This window comes from Streptomyces sp. NPDC006259 (assembly GCF_042870975.1).
Taxonomy (GTDB): Bacteria; Actinomycetota; Actinomycetes; order Streptomycetales; family Streptomycetaceae; genus Streptomyces.
Map to the genome: position 1 here is coordinate 624709 of NZ_JBIAHY010000003.1, position 22608 is coordinate 647316.

At 73.7% G+C, this 22608-nt stretch carries 25 protein-coding genes and 2 tRNA genes; 19 read left to right on the top strand and 8 right to left on the bottom strand.

Annotation, left to right across the window (positions count from 1 at the left end; all coding sequences use genetic code 11):
• The first annotated feature begins 305 nt into the window (after window positions 1-305).
• From ACFYO5_RS14160 to ACFYO5_RS14180, 5 genes are all read left to right on the top strand, one after another.
• Window positions 306-2615: an ATP-binding protein gene (locus tag ACFYO5_RS14160; RefSeq protein WP_388708284.1), complete on the top strand. Its 2310-nt coding sequence runs from the start codon at window positions 306-308 to the stop codon at window positions 2613-2615.
• 74 nt (window positions 2616-2689) lie between these two features.
• Window positions 2690-3124: a roadblock/LC7 domain-containing protein gene (locus ACFYO5_RS14165; protein WP_356566509.1), complete on the top strand. Its 435-nt coding sequence runs from the start codon at window positions 2690-2692 to the stop codon at window positions 3122-3124.
• Between the two features lie 2 nt (window positions 3125-3126).
• On the top strand, window positions 3127-3498 hold the full coding sequence (locus ACFYO5_RS14170; RefSeq protein WP_356566721.1) for a DUF742 domain-containing protein: 372 nt from the start codon (window positions 3127-3129) through the stop codon (window positions 3496-3498).
• Complete coding sequence (locus ACFYO5_RS14175; RefSeq protein WP_356566511.1) at window positions 3476-4096, top strand: ATP/GTP-binding protein; 621 nt, start codon at window positions 3476-3478, stop codon at window positions 4094-4096. The genes ACFYO5_RS14170 and ACFYO5_RS14175 overlap by 23 nt, the downstream gene beginning before the upstream one ends.
• 61 nt (window positions 4097-4157) lie before the next feature.
• Window positions 4158-4727: a GAF domain-containing protein gene (locus tag ACFYO5_RS14180; RefSeq protein WP_356566513.1), complete on the top strand. Its 570-nt coding sequence runs from the start codon at window positions 4158-4160 to the stop codon at window positions 4725-4727.
• A 24-nt stretch (window positions 4728-4751) separates the two neighbouring features.
• Here the strand turns inward: ACFYO5_RS14180 and ACFYO5_RS14185 are convergent, their stop codons facing one another.
• Complete coding sequence (locus ACFYO5_RS14185; protein WP_388708288.1) at window positions 4752-5366, bottom strand: GPP34 family phosphoprotein; 615 nt, start codon at window positions 5364-5366, stop codon at window positions 4752-4754.
• A 205-nt stretch (window positions 5367-5571) separates the two neighbouring features.
• On the opposite strand from ACFYO5_RS14185, the gene tdh reads away from it, so the two are divergent.
• From tdh to ACFYO5_RS14225, 8 genes are all read left to right on the top strand, one after another.
• On the top strand, window positions 5572-6600 hold the full coding sequence (gene tdh, locus ACFYO5_RS14190; protein WP_388708291.1) for an L-threonine 3-dehydrogenase: 1029 nt from the start codon (window positions 5572-5574) through the stop codon (window positions 6598-6600).
• A gap of 72 nt (window positions 6601-6672) precedes the next feature.
• A complete protein-coding gene (locus ACFYO5_RS14195) occupies window positions 6673-7872 on the top strand; it encodes a glycine C-acetyltransferase (protein ID WP_388708293.1) in 1200 nt (399 codons plus the stop codon).
• 36 nt (window positions 7873-7908) lie between these two features.
• Window positions 7909-8811 carry a LysR family transcriptional regulator gene (locus ACFYO5_RS14200; protein WP_388708296.1) on the top strand — a complete coding sequence of 301 codons (903 nt, stop codon included), beginning with the start codon at window positions 7909-7911 and terminating at the stop codon, window positions 8809-8811.
• 29 nt (window positions 8812-8840) lie between these two features.
• Window positions 8841-9419 (top strand): helix-turn-helix domain-containing protein, encoded by a 579-nt coding sequence (locus tag ACFYO5_RS14205; RefSeq protein ID WP_388708299.1) that lies wholly within the window; start codon window positions 8841-8843, stop codon window positions 9417-9419.
• Window positions 9416-9937, top strand: coding sequence for a GNAT family N-acetyltransferase (locus ACFYO5_RS14210; RefSeq protein WP_388708304.1), 522 nt, complete (start codon window positions 9416-9418; stop codon window positions 9935-9937). Before ACFYO5_RS14205 ends, ACFYO5_RS14210 begins: the two co-directional genes overlap by 4 nt.
• A 30-nt stretch (window positions 9938-9967) precedes the next feature.
• Window positions 9968-10327, top strand: coding sequence for an MmcQ/YjbR family DNA-binding protein (locus tag ACFYO5_RS14215; RefSeq protein WP_388708307.1), 360 nt, complete (start codon window positions 9968-9970; stop codon window positions 10325-10327).
• Window positions 10328-10448: 121 nt separating this feature from the next.
• Window positions 10449-10522: transfer RNA gene (locus ACFYO5_RS14220), tRNA-Pro, on the top strand.
• A 614-nt stretch (window positions 10523-11136) separates the two neighbouring features.
• Window positions 11137-12957 (top strand): ABC transporter ATP-binding protein, encoded by a 1821-nt coding sequence (locus ACFYO5_RS14225; RefSeq protein ID WP_388708309.1) that lies wholly within the window; start codon window positions 11137-11139, stop codon window positions 12955-12957.
• Between the two features lie 72 nt (window positions 12958-13029).
• Here ACFYO5_RS14225 and ACFYO5_RS14230 read toward each other — a convergent pair whose 3' ends face one another.
• Both ACFYO5_RS14230 and ACFYO5_RS14235 read right to left on the bottom strand, forming a co-directional pair.
• Window positions 13030-13440, bottom strand: a complete 411-nt coding sequence (locus tag ACFYO5_RS14230) for a (2Fe-2S) ferredoxin domain-containing protein (RefSeq protein WP_388709236.1) — start codon at window positions 13438-13440, stop codon at window positions 13030-13032.
• A gap of 29 nt (window positions 13441-13469) precedes the next feature.
• Window positions 13470-14009 carry an NUDIX hydrolase family protein gene (locus tag ACFYO5_RS14235; protein ID WP_356566529.1) on the bottom strand — a complete coding sequence of 180 codons (540 nt, stop codon included), beginning with the start codon at window positions 14007-14009 and terminating at the stop codon, window positions 13470-13472.
• Window positions 14010-14325: 316 nt separating this feature from the next.
• On the opposite strand from ACFYO5_RS14235, the gene ACFYO5_RS14240 reads away from it, so the two are divergent.
• Window positions 14326-15195: a Cof-type HAD-IIB family hydrolase gene (locus ACFYO5_RS14240; RefSeq protein ID WP_388708312.1), complete on the top strand. Its 870-nt coding sequence runs from the start codon at window positions 14326-14328 to the stop codon at window positions 15193-15195.
• 553 nt (window positions 15196-15748) lie between these two features.
• On the opposite strand, the gene ACFYO5_RS14245 is transcribed toward ACFYO5_RS14240, so the two are convergent.
• From ACFYO5_RS14245 to ACFYO5_RS14255, 3 genes are all read right to left on the bottom strand, one after another.
• Window positions 15749-16084, bottom strand: a complete 336-nt coding sequence (locus tag ACFYO5_RS14245) for a DUF3140 domain-containing protein (RefSeq protein ID WP_388708315.1) — start codon at window positions 16082-16084, stop codon at window positions 15749-15751.
• Between the two features lie 72 nt (window positions 16085-16156).
• Entirely contained in the window at window positions 16157-16639 is a 483-nt protein-coding gene (locus tag ACFYO5_RS14250) for a Dps family protein (protein WP_388708317.1), read from the bottom strand.
• Entirely contained in the window at window positions 16636-16893 is a 258-nt protein-coding gene (locus ACFYO5_RS14255; protein ID WP_388708320.1) for a WhiB family transcriptional regulator, read from the bottom strand. Before ACFYO5_RS14255 ends, ACFYO5_RS14250 begins: the two co-directional genes overlap by 4 nt.
• 169 nt (window positions 16894-17062) lie before the next feature.
• On the opposite strand from ACFYO5_RS14255, the gene ACFYO5_RS14260 reads away from it, so the two are divergent.
• From ACFYO5_RS14260 to ACFYO5_RS14270, 3 genes are all read left to right on the top strand, one after another.
• Entirely contained in the window at window positions 17063-18250 is a 1188-nt protein-coding gene (locus ACFYO5_RS14260; protein ID WP_388708322.1) for a thiolase family protein, read from the top strand.
• Window positions 18251-18353: 103 nt separating this feature from the next.
• A complete protein-coding gene (locus ACFYO5_RS14265; protein WP_356566540.1) occupies window positions 18354-19127 on the top strand; it encodes a sulfite exporter TauE/SafE family protein in 774 nt (257 codons plus the stop codon).
• Between the two features lie 203 nt (window positions 19128-19330).
• Entirely contained in the window at window positions 19331-20077 is a 747-nt protein-coding gene (locus tag ACFYO5_RS14270; protein WP_388708325.1) for a cobalt-precorrin-6A reductase, read from the top strand.
• Between the two features lie 267 nt (window positions 20078-20344).
• Here the strand turns inward: ACFYO5_RS14270 and cobF are convergent, their stop codons facing one another.
• Window positions 20345-21118 (bottom strand): precorrin-6A synthase (deacetylating), encoded by a 774-nt coding sequence (gene cobF, locus ACFYO5_RS14275; protein WP_388708327.1) that lies wholly within the window; start codon window positions 21116-21118, stop codon window positions 20345-20347.
• Window positions 21119-21163: 45 nt separating this feature from the next.
• Window positions 21164-21670 carry a DUF309 domain-containing protein gene (locus tag ACFYO5_RS14280; RefSeq protein WP_356566546.1) on the bottom strand — a complete coding sequence of 169 codons (507 nt, stop codon included), beginning with the start codon at window positions 21668-21670 and terminating at the stop codon, window positions 21164-21166.
• Window positions 21671-21768: 98 nt separating this feature from the next.
• Here ACFYO5_RS14280 and ACFYO5_RS14285 point away from each other — a divergent pair.
• Together ACFYO5_RS14285 and ACFYO5_RS14290 are read left to right on the top strand one after the other, a co-directional pair.
• Window positions 21769-21845 (top strand) — tRNA-Pro (locus ACFYO5_RS14285).
• A 117-nt stretch (window positions 21846-21962) separates the two neighbouring features.
• Window positions 21963-22535: a TetR/AcrR family transcriptional regulator gene (locus ACFYO5_RS14290; protein ID WP_356566548.1), complete on the top strand. Its 573-nt coding sequence runs from the start codon at window positions 21963-21965 to the stop codon at window positions 22533-22535.
• Window positions 22536-22608: the final 73 nt, after the last annotated feature.

Here is a 22608-nt window from a genome sequence, read left to right on the forward strand (position 1 = left end):
CCCGGCCCCGTCGCCTGTTTCCGAACGCCTCTGACCAGCTCTGATCGATTTCTTCACCTCAACTGTCCGGGTGTCTCGCGGGTTTATCGGTCTGTCGTACGAAGCCTCATACCAGAGCGGGACGCTCACCGGGGGACTTCGTCAACTGCCCATCGCACATGACGGATTGCCGACTACTGTGAGTGGTCGTCGGGTGAGAAGGGGCCGCGAAGGTCCCGGCTCTCCCGACCGACACCGCGATGGCGCGAGCCCGAGGAGCGCATCCCACGCGAGCCCCAGGCCCGACGGACAGTACGAGGACACCGATGTCTCACCTCCGCGCACCGGCCGCACGCGCAGACCGCCGTGAGGGCGGACGGCACGGAAGGCCGGTCGCCCGCACCGCGCCCGCACCGGCCGAGACGCACATACGGCCGCAACTGCTGCGGCTCGCCGTGCTGCCGCCGACCGCCGTCGCCCTCAGCGCCTGCGCGGTGATCCTGTTCACCGTGCGCTCCACCGGCACCCGGCCGGGACCGACCCTGTGGGCCGTGCTCGCCGGGGCCGTCGCGGTGACCGGCGTCGGCATCGTCGTCGCCGCCGTGGCCGCCGACCGGGCAGCCCGCGCCGTCGGCGACCGCGTCACCGCCCTGCGCCGCGACAGCGCGAGCCGCGAGGCCGACCTGCGCGGCCTGCTCGACGCCCTGCGCCGCGGCGAGGTCCCGCCGCGGCGCAAGCCGCGCGGCGGACCGCCCCACGACGCCGACGAGTTCGAGCTGCTGGCCGCCGATCTCTCCCGCGCCCACGACGGAGCCGTCGACGCCGTCGTCCAGGCCGCCCAGCTCTCCAGCCAGACCGGCAGCGAACAGAAGCTCGAGGTGTTCGTCAACCTCGCGCGGCGCCTCCAGTCCCTCGTGCACCGCGAGATCGCCACCCTGGACGAGCTGGAGAACGAGATCGAGGACCCCGACCTCCTCAAGGGCCTCTTCCACGTCGACCACCTCGCCACCCGTATCCGTCGGCACGCCGAGAACCTCGCCGTCCTCGGCGGCGCGGTCTCCCGGCGGCAGTGGAGCAACCCCGTCTCCATGACCGAGGTGCTGCGCTCCGCCATCGCCGAGGTCGAGCAGTACTCGCGGGTCAAGCTCGTCCCGCCGGTCGACGGCGAACTGCGCGGGCACGCCGTCGCCGACGTCATCCACCTGCTCGCCGAACTCGTCGAGAACGCCACGGTGTTCTCCGCCCCGCACACCCAGGTCCTGCTGCGCGCCAACCTGGTCACCTCCGGGCTCGCCGTCGAGGTCGAGGACCGCGGCCTCGGCATGCCCGTCGAGGAACAGAGCCGCATGAACGCGCTGCTCGCCGACCCCGACCAGGTCAACGTCGGCCGCCTGCTCGCCGACGGCCGCATCGGCCTCTACGTCGTCTCCCAGCTGGCCCGCCGCCACGGCATCCGGGTCCGGCTCCAGAACAACATCTACGGCGGCGTCCAGGCCGTACTCGTCGTACCGCAGTCCCTGCTGGGATCGGCCGGGCCGCCGTCGTCGCCGATGGAGGAGACCGGCGCGGGCCTGGTGCCGGCGGGGACCGCCGGGACGGCGGGCGCGGCGGGTGGACAGGTTCCGCGAGGAGGGGAGAGGCCGGCACTGACTCCTCAGATCCGCCCGCAGCCACCGGGCCAGGAACAGGACCAGCTCCAGCCTCAGCTCCGAGGTCAGGACCAGCCCCAGTTCCCAGGCCAAGGCCAACCCGAGTCCCAGCCCGAGCCCCAGCCCCAGCCCCACGATCAGGCCCGGACTGGCACGCAGCCGCAACCGCAACCGCAACCGCATGGCCGGCCGCAGCCGCCGTCCCTGCCCCCGTCGCTCTCACCCGAGCGGCCCCGGTCCGAGTCGAGCCCCCAGCCTCAGCTCCATCTCCGGCCCCAACTCCACCAGCGGGCCGATCTCCAGCCACAGACCCCCTCCCTGACGAACTATCAGCCCCAGCTCCAGCCGCTGTTCCCGCCTGAACCCGGCCCCCACTCCCCGACCCCACCGCAGAGCACCCCGCACAGCACCCCGCAGGGCCCGCCGCGTCCGGGCGACGCCGCCGCATCGCCCCCCGCTCCTCCCGCCCCGCTCCCCGTCCAGCACGACACCCCCCACCCGAACGACGGCCGGCCGGCCCCCCTCCCCGTCCGCGGCGCCCACGAGGAGCGGCCCAATCCGGCCGAGGCCGTACCCGGTGTCCGGCCCGGCGACCGGTCCGCCGTGGAGGAGATCGCGGGCCTGGCGCCCACCCCGCGGATGGGCACGGTGCGGGGCACCATGGGCAAGCCCCAACTGCCCCGCCGCCGAGCCCAGGAGCACCTCGCGCCGCAGCTGCGCGGCGGCCCCGCCCCCCGCCCCGACGCCGAGCCTCCCGCCGCGCACGACCCCGGTCTGATGGCCGCCTTCCAGCGCGGGGTCGGCCTCGCCGAGGCCCAGCAGAGCCTGGAGTCGGACGTCCTGCCGGACCGGACCGGCCCGTCCGCGGCGGACGTACGGCCCCTCTCCCCCCAGTCCGAGGCCGAGGCACGCACCGTGTACGGCCTTCCCGGTGGCCTCGGCCACCGGTCCACCACCCGGCACGACGGGAGCACACCAGCCGGATGATCACCCCCCTCACCAGCCCCGCCCTCACCCCCACCGCTCCCGCTGACCTTCGTACCTCAAGGAGTCGATCCACCATGGCGAGCGACGCGCCGACCGGCCAGGTATCCGATCTCGACTGGCTGATGAGCGGCCTCGTGCAGCGCGTACCGCACACCAGCAGTGCCGTCCTCCTCTCCTGCGACGGCCTCGTGAAGTCCGTCCACGGCCTCGACCACGACAGCGCCGACCACATGGCGGCCCTGGCCTCCGGGCTGTACTCCCTCGGCCGCAGCGCCGGCAACCGCTTCGGCGACGGCGGGGACGTACGGCAGGTCGTCGTCGAACTCGACTCGACGCTGCTGTTCGTCACCACCGCGGGCTCGGGCACCTGTCTCGCGGTACTGGCCGGACGCGAGGCCGACGCCGCCGTGCTCGGCTACGAGATGGCGATGCTCGTCAAGAGCGTGCGGCCCTACCTGGTGACCGCGCCCCGGCAGCACGCCGTCGAACCCTCGGTGATGGGACCTTGAGGGTGGCGGCGGCCGGCGACGGGCCCTGGCTCGACGACGCGGCCGGACGGCTGGTGCGCCCGTTCACGGTCAGCAACGGCCGCACCAGACCCACCGTCGCCCTCGACCTCATGTCGCAGGTGCGGGCCACCGGGGCGACCCCCCTCGGCTATCTCGGCCCCGAACACGCGCAGGCCCTGCGCCTGTGCCGGGACCCCGTCCCGGTGGCCGAGGTGGCCGCCCATCTGAGGTTGCCGGCGGCCGTCACCAAGGTGCTGCTGGCGGACCTCGTCGACTGCGGGGCGCTGACCACCAAGCCCCCCGAGTTCCACCACAGCCCCACCGACCGGGCCCTACTGGAGGCAGTGCTCGATGGACTACGACGACAGCTCTGACTACGACGACGGCACCGACCCCTTCCCGACCGCGCTGAAGATCCTGGTCGCGGGCGGGTTCGGGGTCGGCAAGACCACGTTCGTCGGCGCGGTGAGCGAGATCGCGCCCCTGAGCACCGAGGAGCTGCTCACCACCGTCAGCGCCGCTACCGACAACCTCGACGGCATCGAGAACAAGGTCGAGACGACCGTGGCCATGGACTTCGGCCGCATCAGCCTCGATCCGCAGCACGTCCTGTACCTGTTCGGCACCCCCGGACAGGAGAGGTTCTGGTTCATGTGGGACGAGCTGTCCGAGGGCGCCCTCGGCGCGGTCGTCCTCGCCGACACCCGCCGCCTGCAGGAGTGCTTCGCGGCCGTCGACTTCTTCGAGGAACGAGGCCTCGGCTTCATCGTGGCCGTCAACGAGTTCGACGGCGCCCACCGCTACGACCCCGAGGAGGTGCGCGCGGCCATCGACCTGGACCCGGCCATCCCCATCGTGCGCTGTGACGCCCGTATCTCCGCGTCGAGCGTGCAGACCCTGCTCACCCTCGTCCGCCACCTCATCGCCCACGCACCGGCGGCACCCCGGCCGAGCCGCGGCGCCCACATGTGATCACCGCACACCACACACCGGAGCCGCACATGCCGTACGTCCACACCGACGGAGTCCGCCCATGAGCTACGACCCGCCCCGCCCGGCCGGTCGACTGCTGCTCACCCCCGAGGACAAGGAAGCCCGTGCCCGCACCCTGAGGCTGCGCCGACTCGGCCTCGGGGAGCGGGCGGAGCCCGCCCTGGACGCCTTCGCGGACCGCCTCGCCGAGGTGACCGACGCGCCGTACGCGATGGTCAACTTCATCCACGAGGACCGGCAGTTCTTCGCCGGGCTGCACACCCCGCCGGGCGGCCGTGCCGCCCGCGGCGGCAAGCCGGAGATCAGCCGCCGGCTGGCCCGCGAGTACGGCTACTGCCCGTACGTCGTCGCGCGCCGCAAGGCGCTGGTGCTGGAGGACGTCCGTGACTACCCGCGGTTCGCGGGCAACCCGGTCGTCGACGAGTACGGCATCCACTCCTACCTCGGCGCCCCGCTGATCGACACGGCCGGTCTGGTGCTCGGCACGGTCTCCGTGGCCGACCTGGCGCCCCGGCCCTGGGGCAGAGCGGGCCTGGAGACCATCAAGGCGACCGCGGCGGACCTCGTCGGCCGGCTGGAACACCGGGAGGCCGGCGGACCGCCCCTGTGAGTGCGGGCGGCCGGCCGGTGTCCGTCAGAAACCCCGCCAGACGTTGTCGAAGGCGGCGTCCTCGACGGACCGGCGCTGCCGTACGGCCGTCAGCTCCGTCACCGCGTCGCCCACCGCGGCCAGCACCGTCACCACCGGCTCGGTCAACGAAGCCGGGAAGTCGTCGCCACGCTCCTCGCGGACACCGGCCGTGGTGGCCAGTCCGGCGAGGACGGGCTCGCCCGACGCCCAGCGTTCGGCGGCGCGGCGCCGGGCCGGTGAGTCCACCGCCTCGCTCCGGCCCGACCGCGCGGCGAACCAGTGGCCGCGCGGGCGGGTCAGCGTGCCGTCGGCCTCCATCCGGGCGGCGTAGGCCGAGGCGAGCCCGCGGCCACGGCGCCACAGCCACTCCTCGACCGACTCGTACGGCTCGTGCGGCTCCCGCCGTGCCGGCGAGGCCGCGGCCTCCGCCAGCAGCGGGTCGGCCGGTGCCGGTGCCGCGCCGGGCGTCACCCGGTCGCCGTCCAGGACGAGCACGCCCGCCCCCACCAGGTCGACCAGCTCGGCCCCCGCGAGGGCGAGCGAGAGTTCGCCCTGCTCGACGGGGTGTGCGGGCGTCACGTCCAGCGACACGATCATCAGGTCCTGCGCCGTGGTCATCGGCTGCTCCCCGTGGGTCGGTTGCCCTCCAGGGTGACACGCGGAGGCGGGGCGTGAAGCAGAGCTGTGGCGCCGCTTAAGAAAGTCTCGATGGACCGTGCCGCCGCCGTACGGCAGATTGCTACCGGATTCCACCCCTCTTCCCCCGCCGCGGGCCTTCCTCGGCATGCCCGGCGCGGGGATCTCACCGTCAGGAGCCGTAGCGTTGAAGGCGCTGGTCAAGGAGAAGGCGGAGCCCGGACTGTGGCTCGCGGACGTGCCGGAGCCCGCCGTCGGACCCGGTGACGTACTGATCAAGGTGCTCCGCACCGGCATCTGCGGCACGGATCTGCACATCCGGTCCTGGGACGGATGGGCGCGGCAGACGATCCGTACGCCGCTCGTGCTCGGGCACGAGTTCGTCGGCGAGGTCGTGGAGACCGGCCGGGACGTCGGTGAGATCAAGGCCGGTGACCGGGTGAGCGGCGAGGGGCACCTCGTCTGCGGCCGGTGCCGCAACTGTCTCGCCGGACGCCGCCATCTGTGCCGGGCCACCGTCGGGCTCGGCGTCGGCCGCGACGGCGCCTTCGCGGAGTACGTGGCGCTGCCCGCCGCCAACGTGTGGGTGCACCGCGTCCCGGTGGACCTCGACGTGGCGGCGATCTTCGACCCGTTCGGCAACGCCGTCCACACCGCGCTGTCCTTCCCCCTGGTCGGCGAGGACGTCCTGATCACCGGGGCCGGTCCGATCGGCCTGATGGCCGCCGCCGTGGCCCGGCACGCCGGCGCCCGCAACGTCGTCGTCACCGACGTCAGCGAGGAACGCCTCGAACTCGCCCGCAAGATCGGCGCGAGCCTGGCCCTGAACGTCTCGCGCGCCTCCATCGCCGACGGACAGCGCGAGCTGGGCCTGCGCGAGGGCTTCGACATCGGCCTGGAGATGTCCGGCCGCCCCGAGGCGATGCGCGACATGATCGCCAACATGACGCACGGCGGCCGGATCGCCATGCTCGGCCTGCCCGCCGAGGAGTTCCCGGTCGACTGGGCCCGCATCGTCACCTCGATGATCACCATCAAGGGCATCTACGGCCGCGAGATGTTCGAGACCTGGTACGCGATGTCGGTCCTGCTGGAGGGCGGCCTCGACCTCGCCCCGGTGATCACCGGCCGCTACGGCTACCGCGACTTCGAGGCGGCGTTCGCCGACGCGGCGAGCGGCACCGGCGGCAAGGTCATCCTCGACTGGACCGCGTGACCTCCCGGGACCGGGCCACTCCTGCGGACCGCGTAACCCCCCTTCGGTGACAGCACACTAGGAGCCTCCCTCATGTTCGACTCCGTGCGCGACGACCTGCGCGCCACCCTCGACGAGATCCGCGCCGGCGGCCTGCACAAGCCCGAGCGGGTGATCGGCAGCCCGCAGTCCGCCACCGTCTCCGTCACCGCGGGCGGCCGGCCGGGCGAGGTCCTCAACTTCTGCGCCAACAACTACCTCGGCCTCGCCGACCACCCCGAGGTGATCGCCGCCGCCCACGACGCTCTGGACCGCTGGGGCTACGGCATGGCGTCCGTGCGGTTCATCTGCGGCACCCAGGAGGTCCACAAGGAGCTGGAGGCGCGGCTGTCCGCGTTCCTGGGCCAGGAGGACACGATCCTGTACTCCTCGTGCTTCGACGCCAACGGAGGTGTCTTCGAGACGCTCCTCGGTCCCGAGGACGCGGTGATCTCCGACGCGCTCAACCACGCCTCCATCATCGACGGCATCCGGCTGTCCAAGGCCCGCCGCTTCCGCTACGCCAACCGTGACATGGCCGATCTGGAACGGCAGTTGAAGGAGGCCGTCGAAGGGGGCGCCCGCCGCCGGCTGGTCGTCACCGACGGCGTCTTCTCCATGGACGGCTACGTCGCCCCCCTCGCCGAGATCTGCGACCTCGCCGACCGCTACGACGCGATGGTCATGGTCGACGACTCCCACGCCGTCGGTTTCGTCGGCCCCGGCGGCCGGGGCACCCCCGAGCTGCACGGTGCGACGGAGCGCGTCGACATCGTCACCGGCACCCTCGGCAAGGCCCTCGGCGGCGCCTCCGGCGGTTACGTCGCCGCCCGCGCCGAGATCGTGGCGCTCCTGCGCCAGCGCTCCCGCCCGTACCTGTTCTCCAACACCCTCGCCCCGGTCATCGCCGCCGCCTCCCTCAAGGTCCTCGACCTGCTGGAGTCGGCCGACGGCCTGCGCGTCCGGCTCGCCGAGAACACGGCCCTGTTCCGCCGCCGGATGACCGACGAGGGCTTCGACGTCCTGCCCGGCGACCACGCCATCGCGCCCGTGATGATCGGCGACGCGGCGCGGGCGAGCCGCATGGCCGAGCTGCTGCTGGAGCGCGGCGTGTACGTGATCGGCTTCTCCTACCCGGTCGTGCCGCAGGGGCAGGCCCGCATCCGGGTCCAGCTCTCGGCCGCGCACTCCACGGCCGACGTCGACCGTGCCGTGGACGCCTTCGTGGCGGCGCGGGCGGAACTGGAGGCCTGAGCCGGCCACCCCGGACACCTTGCGATAATCCATCCCATGATCGAAGCGCGGCGGCTCCACATCCTCCGTGCGGTGGCCGACCACCGCACGGTGACGGCGGCTGCCGCCGCGCTGTACCTCACCCCCTCCGCCGTCTCCCAGCAGCTCACCGCCCTGGAGCAGGAGACCGGCCACCGCCTGGTGGAACGCGGCGCCAAGGGCGTACGGCTCACCCCGGCCGGCGAGATCCTGCTCGCCCACACCCACGCGGTGCTGGCGCAGCTGGAGCGGGCGGAGGCGGAACTGGCCGCCTACGACTCGGGTACGGCCGGCACGGTCACCGTCGCCGCCTTCGCCACCGGTATCGCCCTGGTCGTCGCCCCCGCCGTGGCCCGGCTCGCCGGCACCCACCCGGGGATCCGGATCCGCGTCCAGGACGCCGAGGGCGACGCCAGCCTGCCGATGGTCCTCGACCGGCAGGTGGACATCGCCGTGGCCGTCGAGTACCGCGGGGCACCGGCCGCGGACGACCCACGCCTCGCGCACGTGCCGCTCTACGCCGAGCCCTTCGACGCGGTGGTACCGGTCGCCCACCGCCTCGCCGAGTGCGCCGAGGTGCCGCTGGCCGAGCTGGCCAAGGACCCGTGGATCGGCCCGTACCCGGGCAACCCCTGCCACGACGTGGTCGTCCTGGCCTGCGAGCACGCCGGTTTCCAGCCCCGCCTGGAGCACTCCTCGGACGACTTCCGCGCGGTCGTGGCGCTGGCCTCGGCCGACGCGGGCGTGGCGCTGGTCCCGCGGTCGGCGCTGCGCGGCATGGATCTGGCCGGCGTGGTCGTCCGCCCGGTCGACGGTGCGGCCCCCACCCGCCGGGTCTTCGCGGCCGTACGGCGCGGGGCGGAGGAACACCCGCTGATCCGTCCCGTGCTGGAGGCACTGGAAGCGACCACACCGGCCTAGCGTCCCATATCTGGGATAGCATCCCGGATATGGGATCACCTGTCGAGGACGAGATCGACGCCCGCCTGGCCGCCCGCCTGGCCGAGCTGCGCGTCGAACGCGGCTGGTCGCTGGGGGAGGTGGCCGAACGCAGCGGGGTGAGCCGCTCCACCCTCTCCCGCGCCGAGCGGGCCGAGATCAGTCCGACCGCCGCCCTGCTCAACCGCCTGTGCCACGTGTACGGCCGCACCATGTCCCGGCTGCTCAGCGAGGTGGAGGCGGAAGTCGAGCCCACGCCGCTGGTACGCGTCGGGGAGCAGACCGTCTGGGAGGACCGCGCCTCCGGGTTCGTCCGGCGCTCCGTGTCGCCGCCGCACCCCGGACTGCGCGGCGAACTCGTCGAGGGCCGGCTCGCCCCGGGCGCCGACCTCGCCTACGACCGGCCGCCCGTGCCCGGCCTGGAACAGCACCTCTGGGTCCTGTCGGGCGGCCTCGCGGTGACGGCGCGGGACACCGAGCACCGTCTGGACGCCGGTGACTGTCTGCGGCTGCGGGTGTGGGGCCCGACCCGGTTCCGGTGCCTGGGCGACGCGGAGGCACGGTACGTGCTGGCGGTGGTGCTGCCATGACGGCGACCAGGCTCGACGCCGACCGGCTCCTCGGCCTGGCGGGCCGGTTGGCGGACCTGCTGGTCGACACGGTGGACGGCGGCGCCTCCGTCGGCTTCCTGTCCCCGCTCGGCCGCGCCGACGCGCTCGCCTGGTGGGAGGGGCGCGCGGCGGGCGTCGCCGCCGGGCGACTGGCGGTCTGGGCGGCCGTCGACGGCGACCGGGTCACCGGCACCGTCACCCTGGCCTTCCCCGACAAGCCGAACAGCCGCCACCGCGCCGAACTCGTCAAACTGATGGTCCACCGGGACGCCAGGGGGCAGGGCCTCGGGCGCCGGCTGCTGACCACCGCCGAGCACGCCGCCGCCGCGGCCGGTGTCACCCTGCTCCACCTCGACACCGAGACCGACAGCCCCGCCGAACACCTGTACCGCGCCGCCGGATGGACCAGGGCGGGGATCATCCCCGACTACGCCGCCGATCCGTCCGGCGTCCTGCGGCCGACGACCCTGTACTACAGGCGCCTGACCACGGGGTGACTGTCAGTGCCTGCCGCTACCGTGCGCAGCATGCCCGACGCCGAAGACGTACGCCGTGTCGCCCTGTCCCTGCCGGACACGACGGAGAAGACGGCCTGGAACATGCCCACGTTCCGGGTCGCGGGGAAGATGTTCGCCACCCTGCCCGAGGACGAGACCTCCCTCGCCGTGCGCTGCCCCAAGGAGGAGCGCGACGAGCTGGCCCTCGCCGAGCCGGGCAAGTTCTGGATCGCCGACCACGAGGCCCAGTTCGCCTGGGTCCGGGTCCGGTTGGCCGTTCTGGAGGACGAGGCCGAGCTGAGGGACATCCTCGCCGACTCCTGGCGCCAGGCCGCCCCGACGCGGCTGCTCGAGGCGCATCCGGGACTCGGAGTGTCGAGGGAGGGCTGAGGGACGGCCGGCGGGCGGTCGGCGGGCGGGGCGGCGGGAAACGCGTGCGCGATCATCGACCCGAGTGCGGTATTGTTGCCCTGCACGTCCGGCCGGGCGAAACCCCAGGTCAGACGGGCAACGGGACGTGGCGCAGCTTGGTAGCGCACTTGACTGGGGGTCAAGGGGTCGCAGGTTCAAATCCTGTCGTCCCGACTTTGCGAAGTCGCGGATCGGAGGCCGTCTTCTCAGCGATGAGAAGGCGGCCTTCGACGTGTCCGCGACCGGTTCGCGACGGGTCGGGGACGGGCGTCGAGGACGTTCCCGTCGGCCGCCTCCCGCAGGTGGCCGACGGTCACCGCCCCGACGCTCCGTCAACGGACCGGCGTTCTACGGTGGTCGGCGCGCCGTGCGTCCGCCGTGGCGCCGGTGTCCCTGCGCTCCCGTTCGCGCTCCAGGGCGTCGACGCGCCGCCGTCAGGTCGCGGTGGCCGTGCGACCGGCGTCGCCGTTGGCCCCCGTCATTCGGACCGGCTCCGGGTGGACCGGTTGGGGGTGGACCGGTTCGGGGTGGTCGGGTTCTGCGCGGTCGGGTTCTGCGCGGTCGGGTTCTGCGCGGTCGGGTTCCGCGCGCACGCCGTCCGCCACGCAGGTGCCCGTGACGCACGGGCGCGAACCGGGTGCGAACCGGGGGCGGTCCCGGTCGCGGCCTGGGGGCGCACGGGAGTACCGGTGCCGTCCGGCGTGTAATTCCTTGGACTCCGCCGCAGCCGTCGCGGCACACTGCGAAGGCCGGTCCGGCCGGCCGCCGGACGACCGCACGGGGTGGGGATGGGACCGTCTGAAGCACGCGAGGTCGCGCCCGAGAAGGGCTCCGTACTGCTGGCACTGCGCTACTACGGACGCGAGCTGGCCCGTCTCCGGTGGCTGACCGCTCCCGCCATGCTGGCGCCGGCGCTCGGCAACATCGGCATCAACTACGTCGCTCCGCTGGTCGTCGCCAAACTCGTCGGACGGCTGGCCGGGGACCCGGACATGGGGGTCGGCCAGGCCCTGCCGTACGTGCTCGGCCTCGCCGGTGTGCTGCTGCTCGCGGAGGCGTTCTGGCGGGTCGGGGTGCACTGTCTGAACCGTCTCGACGCGCTCGGTATCGAGCATCTGTACGTGATCGGGATGGACGAGCTGTTCGCCAAGGACGCCACGTTCTTCCACGACAACTTCGCCGGGTCGCTGACCAAGCGGGTGCTGAGCTTCGCCTCCCGCTACGAGGAGTTCGTCGACACGCTGACGTTCCAGATCGTGGGCAGTCTCGTGCCCCTGCTGTTCGGCTCGGTGGTGCTGTGGCGCTACGAACCGCTGCTCGTGGTGGGCCTGCTGACGATGATCGCCGTGACGGCGCTGTGCGTGGTGCCCCTGATCCGGCGCCGCCAGGCCCTCGTCGGCGAGCGCGAGGAAGCCATCGCGCGGGTCTCCGGCCATGTCGCCGACAGCCTGATGAACATGGACACGGTCCGCGCGTTCGCGGCGGAGGAACGGGAGGCCGCCGAGCACCGCTCCCGGGTCGCGGTGTCCCGGCGGCTCACGCTGAGGTCGTGGGACTACGGCAATCTGCGCATCGACACCCTGGTGGCGCCGATGTCGGTGCTGACCAACGTGCTGGGCCTGCTGCTCGCGGTCACGCTCGGCCGGGACGGTCAGGGCGTGGAGGCGGTGGTGGTGGCCTTCATGTACTACTCCAACGCGACCCGGATCATGTTCGAGTTCAACCAGATCTACCGCCGCCTCGAGAGTTCGATGACGGAGGCCGCGCAGTTCACCGACCTGCTGCTGGTACCACCGACCGTGCTCGACCCGCAGACGCCGGAGCCACTGCGGCCCACCGCCGCCGCCGACGTCCGCTTCGAGCGGGTGACCTTCGCCCACGGCGGCGCGAAGCCGCTCTTCCAAGGGCTCGAACTGGTCGTGCCCAGCGGGGCGAAGCTCGGCCTCGTCGGCCGGTCCGGCGGCGGCAAGACCACGCTGACCCGGCTCCTGCTGCGGATGACGGACATCGACGGCGGGCGCATCCTCGTCGGCGGCCAGGACATCAGCCGGCTCCGCCAGGCCGATCTGCGCAGCCTGATGGCCTACGTCCCGCAGGACCCGGCGATGTTCCACCGCACGCTGCGGGACAACATCGCCTTCGCCCGGCCGGGCGCCGGCGAGGCCGAGATCCGCCGTGCGGCCGAGGCGGCCCACGTCACCGAGTTCGCGGACGCGCTGCCGGAGGGCTTCTCCACCATGGTCGGCGAGCGCGGCGTCAAGCTGTCCGGCGGACAGCGTCAGCGGGTCGCCCTCGCCCGCGCGATCCTGCGCGACGCGCCGATCCTGCTGCTCGACGAGGCGACCAGCGCGCTGGACTCGGAGAGCGAGATCCTCGTCCAGGAGGCGCTGTGGCGGCTCATGGAGGGGCGCACGGCGCTGGTGGTCGCGCACCGGCTGAGCACCGTCGCCGGGATGGACAGCCTCATCGTCCTGGACCGCGGCCGGATCGTCGAGCAGGGCAGCCACCAGGAACTGCTGGCCTCGGGCGGCACCTACGCCAAGCTCTGGCAGCACCAGTCGGGCGGCTTCCTCGACGACAACCCCGCGCGGGCGGCCGACCTGCGCTGACGGCGGGCCCGCGCGCCCGTCCCGGTCCGGGCGACCGGCGTCGGCCGTTCCGGTCCGGACGGCCGGCGCCGGTCACCTACGGGCGCGGGCCGGGCGGGGTGGGGCGATGAACTGCAGTCGCAGGGTGGCCGGGGGTTCGGCGACGCCCGGGCCGCCCGCCGCCGCCCAGGTCAGGATCTCCTCGGTGCAGTCGTCGTCCATGGCGAAACCGACCCAGGTGGCCCGGCCGCCCGCCCGGCGCCCCGCGCCGGAGGGCTGGACGACGATCACGTTCGCCTGGTCGCACGGGCCCAGACAGTCCGTCGTACGGACCTCGAAGCCACCCGCCGACGCGGCGGCCGCCGCCCGCAGCCGCTCCAGTTGCCAGGCATGGTCGTAGCCGGGGTGCTTGCGGGCGTCACCGCAGCAGCAGCCCCGGCACACCACGACGGTGCAGGGCCGGCGCGCGGCGGCGCCGACCGACACCACGCGCTGGGCCGGCAGGCCTGCACGAGAACGAGGTCCCACGGCGGTCAGGACGCCGACTGGCCGACGTGGGCCAGCGCCTGCCGCACCAGGAAGCCGTGCCCGCCCGGCATCTCGCTCTGCACCGCCGGGGAGACCACCTCCTGCGGGTCGAACCACACCAGGTCCAGGGCGTCCTGCCGGGGCCGGCAGTCACCGGTCACCGGCACGATGTACGCCAGTGACACCGCGTGCTGACGCGGGTCGTGGTACGGCGTGATGCCCTGTGTCGGGAAGTACTCCGCGACCGTGAAGGGCTGCAGGGACGCCGGGACGTGGGGCAGCGCCATCGGGCCGAGGTCCTTCTCCAGGTGCCGCAGCAGGGCGTGCCGTACCCGCTCGTGGTGCAGGACCCGGCCCGAGACCAGGGTCCGGCTGACATTGCCGTCCGGTCCTATCCGCAGCAGCAGGCCGATCTTGGTGACCTCGCCGCTTTCGTCGACGCGCACGGGCACCGCCTCGACGTAGAGGATCGGCATCCGGGAGCGGGCGACTTCGAGTTCGTCCTGGCTCAGCCAGCCGGGCGTGGTATCCGTCAAGTCAGACATTGTTTGATCATACTTTCCGCGTCCTCGGTGAGCCGGTGGACCCGGCGGGCGGGGTCCACGGTGCCGAGAAGCGTCCGGCCGCCGGGATCTGGCGCTCGCCGCCCAGCGGGCTGTCGTGGGTGGGATGCGTCAGGACGAGATGGCTTTTGAGGGAACCGCCGCCATGACCCGGCGGACGACGTCCCGCGCGGCCTCCCCGTCCGGCAGGAAGTCGAGGACGCCGGGCATCCGGCGCACCCGCGGCCCGGGGCGAGCGGCCGGCTCCGGGTGCCCCGGTAGGGTGACAATCCGGTCACCCCCGTACAGGAAGCAGGACATGCCCTACTCCGACGCCCCCCAGCTGACCGCTCCCGAGCCCTCGGCCGGCAGCGCCGACATCCGTCTCGTCGTCACCGACATGGACGGCACGCTGCTCGACGACGACAAGCGGACACCCGACGGGCTCTGGGAGGTCCTCGCGCTGCTGCGGGAGCGGGGCGTGCTGTTCAGCCCCGCCAGCGGCCGGCAGTACGCCACGCTGGCGCGGGAGTTCGCCGAGGTCGCCGACGGCATGGTCTTCATAGCGGAGAACGGCACCTACGTCGTCCGCGACGGCGAGGAACTCAGCTCGGACCCGCTGGACCCCGCCGTGGTCGCCCGCGTCGTCGAGACCGTACGGCGGCTCGTGGCGGGCGGCGCCGACGTCGGGGCCGTCGTCTGCGGGAAGCGGTCCGCGTACGTCGAGCGAGCCGACGAGGCCTTCCTGGCGGAGGTGGGCCGGTACTACCTGAGTCACCGGGTCGTCGAGGACGCCGCCGCCGTCGAGGACGAGGTCATCAAGGTCGCCCTGTTCGACTTCGGGGCGGCGGAGGAGAGCACCGCGCCGGCCCTGGCGCCGTTCGCGGACACCCACCAGGTCGTCGTCTCCGGCGAGCACTGGGTCGACGTCATGAACCGCACCGCCAACAAGGGCGCCGCACTGCGCAGGCTCCAGCGGGAGCTGGGCATCACGCCCGCGCAGACCGTGGTGTTCGGCGACTATCTCAACGACCTGGAGATGCTGGACGCCGCCGACTGGTCCTTCGCCATGGCCAACGCCCACCCGGAGGTCGTCGCGCGGGCCCGCCACCGGGCGCCCTCCAACAACGACAACGGGGTCCTGCGCACCCTGGTCCGCCTCCTCGACCTGCCGGTCACCGCTGTCTGACCCGCGTCCGACCGGCGCGCCGGGCGTGGCGGTGCCGTCGGGACCGGGCCGCGGTTCGGGCGCGCGGCCGGGGCGACCGGCCGGGGCGACCGGCCGGTCCACGCCCGGCGCGCGGTCGGGGAGCGGTTCGGCGGACGCGGCCGTCCGGACGGGGGTCTCTACGTGACGGGGACTGCTGCGTGTGGGTGGTGAGGGCGCTGTCGCGCGCCGGCGATCCGGCTGCGGGCCGCCCGTTGCGGGCCTGCCGCGGGCGGAAGCCCTCCGGCAGGGGCCCGCACGCCCGCAGCACGGCACACGGCGCCCGGTGCGCCTACGCGCCCGGTTCGCGTAGGCGCACCGGGCGCCGTGGCGGTGGTCACGGTCGCCCGTATCGGGCGGTGACGTCGGGAGAGGGTGCCGGCCCGAGGCCCGCTGGGGGTCGGTCAGGGCTTCGTCGGCTCGACCGCGTCCGGCCCCGCCCCGGCGGCGGCCGCCGACTCGCTCGACCGCGTCCGGCCCGCCGACGGCAGCCGCTGATCGGCCGGGCGCCCGAGTCCCGCCGGGCCGGGACCTGTCAGGGCTTCAGCGGGTCGTGGCCGATCGTCATGAGCCGGCGGCGCAGACCGGTGTCCTCGGCCGCGGGCTCGTCCGCCATGTCCGTCCGGTCGTCGACCGTGTCCACGACCTCGCGCATCACGCGCAAGTCGTCCTCCGTGAGGTCGATGCGCCGCTTCTGGAGGATCGTCAGCACATGCCGGCCGGTCGGGGTGCCCGCCTCCTCGGGCAACGCCTCCGCGGTCTCGTCGGCGTCCCGCACCCGGAGCCAGGCGGCCAGCTCCTGCGAGGTCATGTTCACCACGCGGTGGAAGTCCTCCCACAGCGCGTCGAGTTCGAGGGCGTCGATCGGCATGGCGTCCCCTCCCATCGTGCTCGTGGTCGTGCTCGTGCGTCGTGCTCGCGCGTCCTGGTCCGGGCCGGCGGTTCAGCTCTCGCGCGGCCAGTTCTCCGCCTCGAACATCCAGCGCTGCTTCTCCAGCTCGGCGGTGATGCCGATCAGCAGGTCCTGCGTGACCGGATCGGCCTTCTCGGTCGCCTCGATGCGCTCCCGCAACCGGCCGATGGCAGCGCCCAGTGTCTCCGCGATCACCTCGACCACGTCCTCGTCGCGCAGCCAGCCGTTCTTCGGGGCCGGCAGCGTGAACGCCGAGGCGATCGTCTCCGGACGGCCGTCCGGGGACAGGCCGAGGGCGGCGGCGCGCTCGGCGACCGTGTCGGCGTACGCGCGGGCCGCCGAGACCACCTCGTCGAGCTGGAGATGGACCGAGCGGAACCGCGGGCCGACGATGTTCCAGTGCGCCTGCTTGCCGATCAGGGAGATGCCCAGGAGATCGACGAGCGTGCTCTGCAGCGCGTCGTAGGTGACCTGACGGGCCGGTTCGGGGAGCGGACTCTTCACGACAGTCATACGGAGGTGCTCCTTCTCACGTCGTCTCGTGCGGTACGGAGCAGGTCGGCGCGTTCCGCCTCGTCGGTTCCGCCCCACACCCCGGACATCGGGCCGCCGGCGAGGGCGTAGTCCAGGCAGTCGGCGGTCACCGGGCAACGGGCACACACCTGCTTGGCGCCCGCGGTCTCCCGCAGGGCCGGCCCGGACGTGCCCACGGGGAAGAACAGTTCGGGGTCCTCGCCCACGCAGGCGGCACTGCGCAACCAGTCCATGGAGGCGCGGGTGCCCAGGGCGAATCGGCGCAAACACGGCTCGGCGGCGGGCGGGAGCACCGTACCGCCGGACCTTTCCCGGCGACGTACCGCGGTCTATAGTAGGAAACTAGCAGTGCTAATTAATCTGCCGATCCACAGCGCCGTCGTCGGTCAGGAGTCCCCAGTCGTGCGTCCCGTCCACTTCGCGGCCGCCCGCCGCACCCCCATCGGAAAGCTGCGCGGCGCCCTGTCCGCCGTGCGGCCCGACGACCTCGCCGCCGCCGTCATCCGCGGCCTGGTCGCCGACCTGCCCGCGCTCGACCCGGCCCGGATCGACGACGTGTACTGGGGCGCCGCCAACCAGGCCGGCGAGGACAACCGCAACGTCGCGCGCATGGCCGCCCTGCTCGCCGGACTCCCCGAGACGGTGCCCGGCGCCACCGTGAACCGGCTGTGCGCCTCGGGCATGGAGGCCGTCACCGCCGCGGCCCGCACGATCGCCGCCGGCGAGGCCGAGATCGTGCTCGCGGGCGGCTCCGAGTCGATGAGCCGCGCCCCCTTCGTGCTCGCCCGCCCCGACGAGGCCCTCCCGCACCGTGTCGAGACCGTCGACACCCGGCTCGGCTGGCGCCTGGTCAACCCCGCGATGAAGGACCTGCACGGCCTGCTGTCGATGGGCGAGACCGCCGAGGAGGTCGCCGAGCGGTACGGCATCCCCCGCGAGCGCCAGGACGACTTCGCGCTCCGTAGTCACCGACGTGCCGCGCTGGCCCGCAAGAACGGCCACTTCGACGACGAACTGCTGCCGGTACGGCGCCCGGACGGCGTGGTCGTCGACGTCGACGAATGCATCCGCGAGGACACCTCCTACGACCGGCTCGCCGGGCTCAGGCCGGTCTTCCGGGAGGGCGGCACGGTCACCGCGGGCAACGCCTCCCCGATGAACGACGGCGCCGCCGCCCTCCTCCTGGTCAGCGAGGAGGCCCTCAACGCGCTGGGCCTGGAATCCCTCGGCCGCTACGTGGCGGGCGCCTCGGCGGGAGTCCACCCCGACGTGATGGGCATCGGCCCGGTCCCCGCCACCCGCAAGGCGCTGGACCGCGCCGGGTGGAGCGTCGGCGACCTCCAGGAGGCCGAGTTCAACGAGGCGTTCGCCGCCCAGGCGCTGGCCTGCGTGGACCAGCTGGGCATCGACCCCGAGCTGGTCAACCCCAGCGGCGGCGCGATCGCCCTCGGCCATCCGCTCGGCTGCTCCGGCGCCCGTATCCTCACCACCCTGCTGCACCGGATGCGGCGCACGGGTGCCGAGCGGGGCCTCGCGACCATGTGCGTCGGGGTCGGGCAGGGGAGCGCGGTGCTGATCGAGCGCCACTGAGACGCGCCGCGCCGCGCCGCGACGACGGGACCGGGTGCGCCCGCGACCCTCGGGTGGGCCCCCTCACCGCGGTCCGTCGGGTGTGCGTAGCATCGGCCCCCGCATGAACACGATGACGTTGTGGCACATCACCGGCTGGGAGTTCGCCGTCCTCGCCCTCGCGGCGCTCCTGGTCGGCTTCTCCAAGACGGCCGTCAGCGGGGCCAACACGGTCAGCCTGGCGATCTTCGCCGCGGTCCTGCCCGCCCGTGCCTCCACCGGCGTCCTGCTGCCGATCCTGATCGCCGGGGACGTGCTGGCCGTCCTCACCTATCGCCGGCACGCCCACTGGCCCACGCTGTGGCGGCTGTTCCCGGCGGTCGCGGCCGGTGTCGTCGTCGGCACGCTGTTCCTGATGCGGGCCGACGACGCGGCCGTCCGCACCTCGATCGGCGCGATCCTGCTGTTCATGGCCGGGGTCACGGTGTGGCGCCGGCGCACCGCCGGGGCGGCCGACGAGCCCGACGCCGTCGTCACCCGAGCCGGCCGGCTGAAGGCCCGCTCCTACGGCGTCCTGGGCGGTTTCACCACGATGGTCGCCAACGCGGGCGGCCCGGTGATGTCGATGTACCTGCTGTCGGCGGGCTTCCGCAAACTCGGGTTCCTCGGCACCTCCGCGTTCTTCTTCCTCGTCGTGAACATCTCGAAGGTGCCGTTCAGCGTGGGCCTCGGTCTGATCGACGGCCGCTCGCTGCTCCTGGACGCGGCGCTCGTCGCGTTCGTCGTGCCCGGGGCGCTGCTCGGCAGGTGGGCGGTGCACCGCATCGACCAGCGGCTGTTCGAGCGGCTCGTGATCGCGGCGACGGTGGTGGGCGGCGTCCAGCTGCTGCTGCGTTGACCGTGCCCCGCCGACGGGGCGGGCGGGCCCGGGAACGGGCGACGACCTGGTCCGCGGCGCGGTCGGCGGCCCTCGGCGTCCGTGACGGGGATCGTCGGCCCCGACCCGGCGCCCCGGCGATCCCCGCGCGCCGCGCCGCGAGGACGCCCGACAGACCCGCCCTCACGTGGTCACCGCCACCCCCGCCTCGTACGCTCGACGGCATGTCCGCGCACGTCCTGGTCCTCGGCGGCACCACCGAGGCCCGCGAACTCGCCGCCGCCCTGGCGGCCCGCCCCGGTGTCCGGGTCACCTCGTCGCTGGCGGGGCGCGTGTCACGGCCGGGAGCCCTCGCGGGGGACGTCCGGGTCGGCGGGTTCGGCGGGGCCGACGGGCTCGCGGCCTGGCTGGGCGAGCACGGTGCGGACGCCGTGGTCGACGCCACCCATCCCTTCGCCGCCGGTATCACCGCCAACGCGGCGCGGGCCACGACCGCCGCCGGAGTGCCCCTGGTCGTGCTGCGCCGACCGGGCTGGCGGCCCGGTCCCGGTGACCGCTGGCACCCGGTCGGCTCCCTGGCGCAGGCCGCGGAGCTGCTGCCCGCGGTGGGCGGGCGCGTGTTCCTGACGACGGGGCGCCTGGGGCTGGCGGCCTTCGCGCACCTCACCGCGCCGTACTTCGTCGTCCGGGCGGTGGAACCGCCGGAGCCGCCGATGCCGCCGCACACCGAAGTCGTCCTGGCGCGCGGCCCGTTCACCGTCGCCGACGAGCTGGTGCTGCTGCGGGAGCACCGCATCGACGTGCTGGTCACGAAGGACAGCGGGGGAGCGGCGACGGCCGCGAAGCTGACGGCGGCACGTCGGCTGGGCCTGCCCGTCGTGGTGGTACGACGGCCGCCGCTGCCGGAGGGTGTGACGGCGGTGCCGGACGTGGCGGGGGCCCTGGCACGGCTGGGGCTCAGCGCGCCGTGACGGAGGCGCGCGGCCGGTCGAGCGCGCGGAGCACGTCGGCGCGGTGCGTCGCGCCCGTGGGCCGGGCACGGCGGCCGCGTCGCGGCCGGCGAACGAACCCCGGGCAACCCCCGGGGCATCCCCCGTGCATGCCCCGGGCACCGCCCGTCCGTCTCTCGGTGACTGTCACGAGGTCACGATCACACCGGCCGCTCCATTCGGCCCTGACCCGACCCGCCCCCCCCGCCCCGCGCGGGCGAGGTCCGGCCGGGTGCGGGGCGACCCGCCCTACGCGTCCCGGGGGTTGCGGCGCAGCAGATACGTGTCCATGATCCAGCCCTTGCGTTCGCGGGCCTCGGCGCGCAGGCGCTCGATGCGGGGGCCGGCCTCGGCGAGCGGGCCGGAGACGAGGAGCTCGTCCGGGGTGCCGATGTAGGCGCCCCAGTAGATGTCGACGTCCTGGCCGGCGTACTGCCGGAAGGTCTGGTGGGCGTCGAGCATCACCACCACGTCGTCCACCCCGTCCGGGAAGCCTTCGGCGAGCCGCCGCCCGGTGGTGATCTGCACCGGCCGGGCCACCCGGTTCAGGCCCGTGCGGTGGCGGGCGACGAGCGCGGAGACACTGCTGATGCCGGGCACCACGTCGTACGCGAAGGCCACCGTGCCCCGCGCCAGCACCTCCTCCAGGATCCCGAGCGTGCTGTCGTACAGCGCGGGGTCGCCCCACACCAGGAACGCGCCGCTCTCGTCCTCGCCGAGTTCCTCCGCGATCAGCCGCTCGTAGATCTCGGCGCGGGCGCTGCGCCAGTCGCCGACGGCGGGGGAGTAGGCGGCGCCGCCCGCGCGGCGGTCGCGCTCGGGGTCGCGGGCCTCCACCACCCGGTAGCCGCCCTCCGGTACGTGCGTGTCGAGCATGTCCAGGCGCAGTCGCGTGAGGTCGCTCTTCACCTCGCCCTTGTCCAGGACGAAGAACACGTCCGTGCTTCGCAACGCCCGGACCGCCTGAAGGGTCAGCTGGTCGGGGTCGCCCGCGCCGATACCGATGACATGAATCTCTCGCACGACCCCGAGTCTGCCGTACGCCACCGACAGTGACCGTGGCGGGTGTCAGCGCAGCCTCGGCGCCGCCGCCCCGGCGTCCACCGCCGTACCCGACTCCTCCACCCGCACGGCCAGCCGCCGGGCCCAGCCGGCCAGCCCGGCGAGGTCCATCCCGTACGGCCGCCGCCGCCCGGTGTCGCCCGCCCACTCCTCCAGGGCCGCCGCCCCGCGCCGCAGCAGACGCGGCCCGCCCGTGAGGTTGCCGCGGGCGGCATGGGTGAGGCCCACCGCGAGCTGGGCCAGCCCCCGCCACAGCGCGCGCTCCTCCTCCGGGCCCGACTTCCAGGCGTCCTCGAACACCTCGTGCGCGTGGAACGGCTTCCCCGCGTCCAGGAGCGCCTGCGCCTGCGCGACGCTCTCCTGCGGGCGGCGTACGACGCCCTCGGGCTGGCGCTCCACGCCGCTCGCCCCGTACGGCAGGGGCCGTCCCAGCCCGTCCCGCGGGCGTGCGCTGCGCGCCCGCCCTTCCTCGTCCCGGTCCCTGGCGTCCTCGCCGCTCCTCGTGCTGCCCATGGGGTGATTGTGCCGCGCCGGTGCCCCTTTCGGCGCAGTGCCCGGCGTGGGGTAAAGTGCTGTTCGCGCGAGCACGCGGACATCCGCGGACAGCGCACCGGGACGTGGCGCAGCTTGGTAGCGCACTTGACTGGGGGTCAAGGGGTCGCAGGTTCAAATCCTGTCGTCCCGACCAGCGACATCGCAGGTCGGAAGCCGCTTTCTCACTCGTGGGAGGGCGGCTTCGGTGCGTTCGCGGCGCGATCGGCCACCGGGCCGCCGGGTGCGCCGGTGGCGCGGATATCGTGGGATCATGCCGTCCCCCCGCCGCACCGCCCGCCAGGCCGACCTGCTGGAACGACTCGTTGCGCTGCTGACGGCGGAGGGGTTCTCCGACCTCACCCTGGACGACCTCGCCGAGCGGCTGCGCTGCTCCAAGACCACCCTCTACCAGCTGGCCCGCAGCAAGCAGGGGCTGGTCGTGGAGGCGGTCAAGCACTACTTCCGCGGCGCGACCGAGGCTGTCGAGAAGCGGGTGGCGCAGACCGGGGATCCCTCGGACCGCGTCCGTGTCTATCTGACGGCCGTCGCCGAGCAGCTGCGCCCGCTGTCGCGCCGCTTCCTCGACGACGTGGCCGAGTTCCCGCCCGCGCGCGAGGTGTACGAGGCCAACACCCGGATGGCGGCGGAGCGGGTGCGCCGGCTGATCGCGGAGGGCGTCTCCGACGGCGCCTTCCGGGAGGTGCACACCGCCTTCGTCGGCGAGGTCGCCGCCGCCACCATGCGCCAGATCCAGCAGGGCGAGCTGAAGGCGCGCACCGGGCTGACCGACGCCGAGGCGTACGAGCAGCTCGCCTCGCTCATCGTGCACGCCGTCTCCTCCTGAGAGCGGCGGCCCAGGCCTTTTCCACGCCCGTCCGCGGGGTGCCCCGGCACACCCCCGTGGAGTACTGTGAACG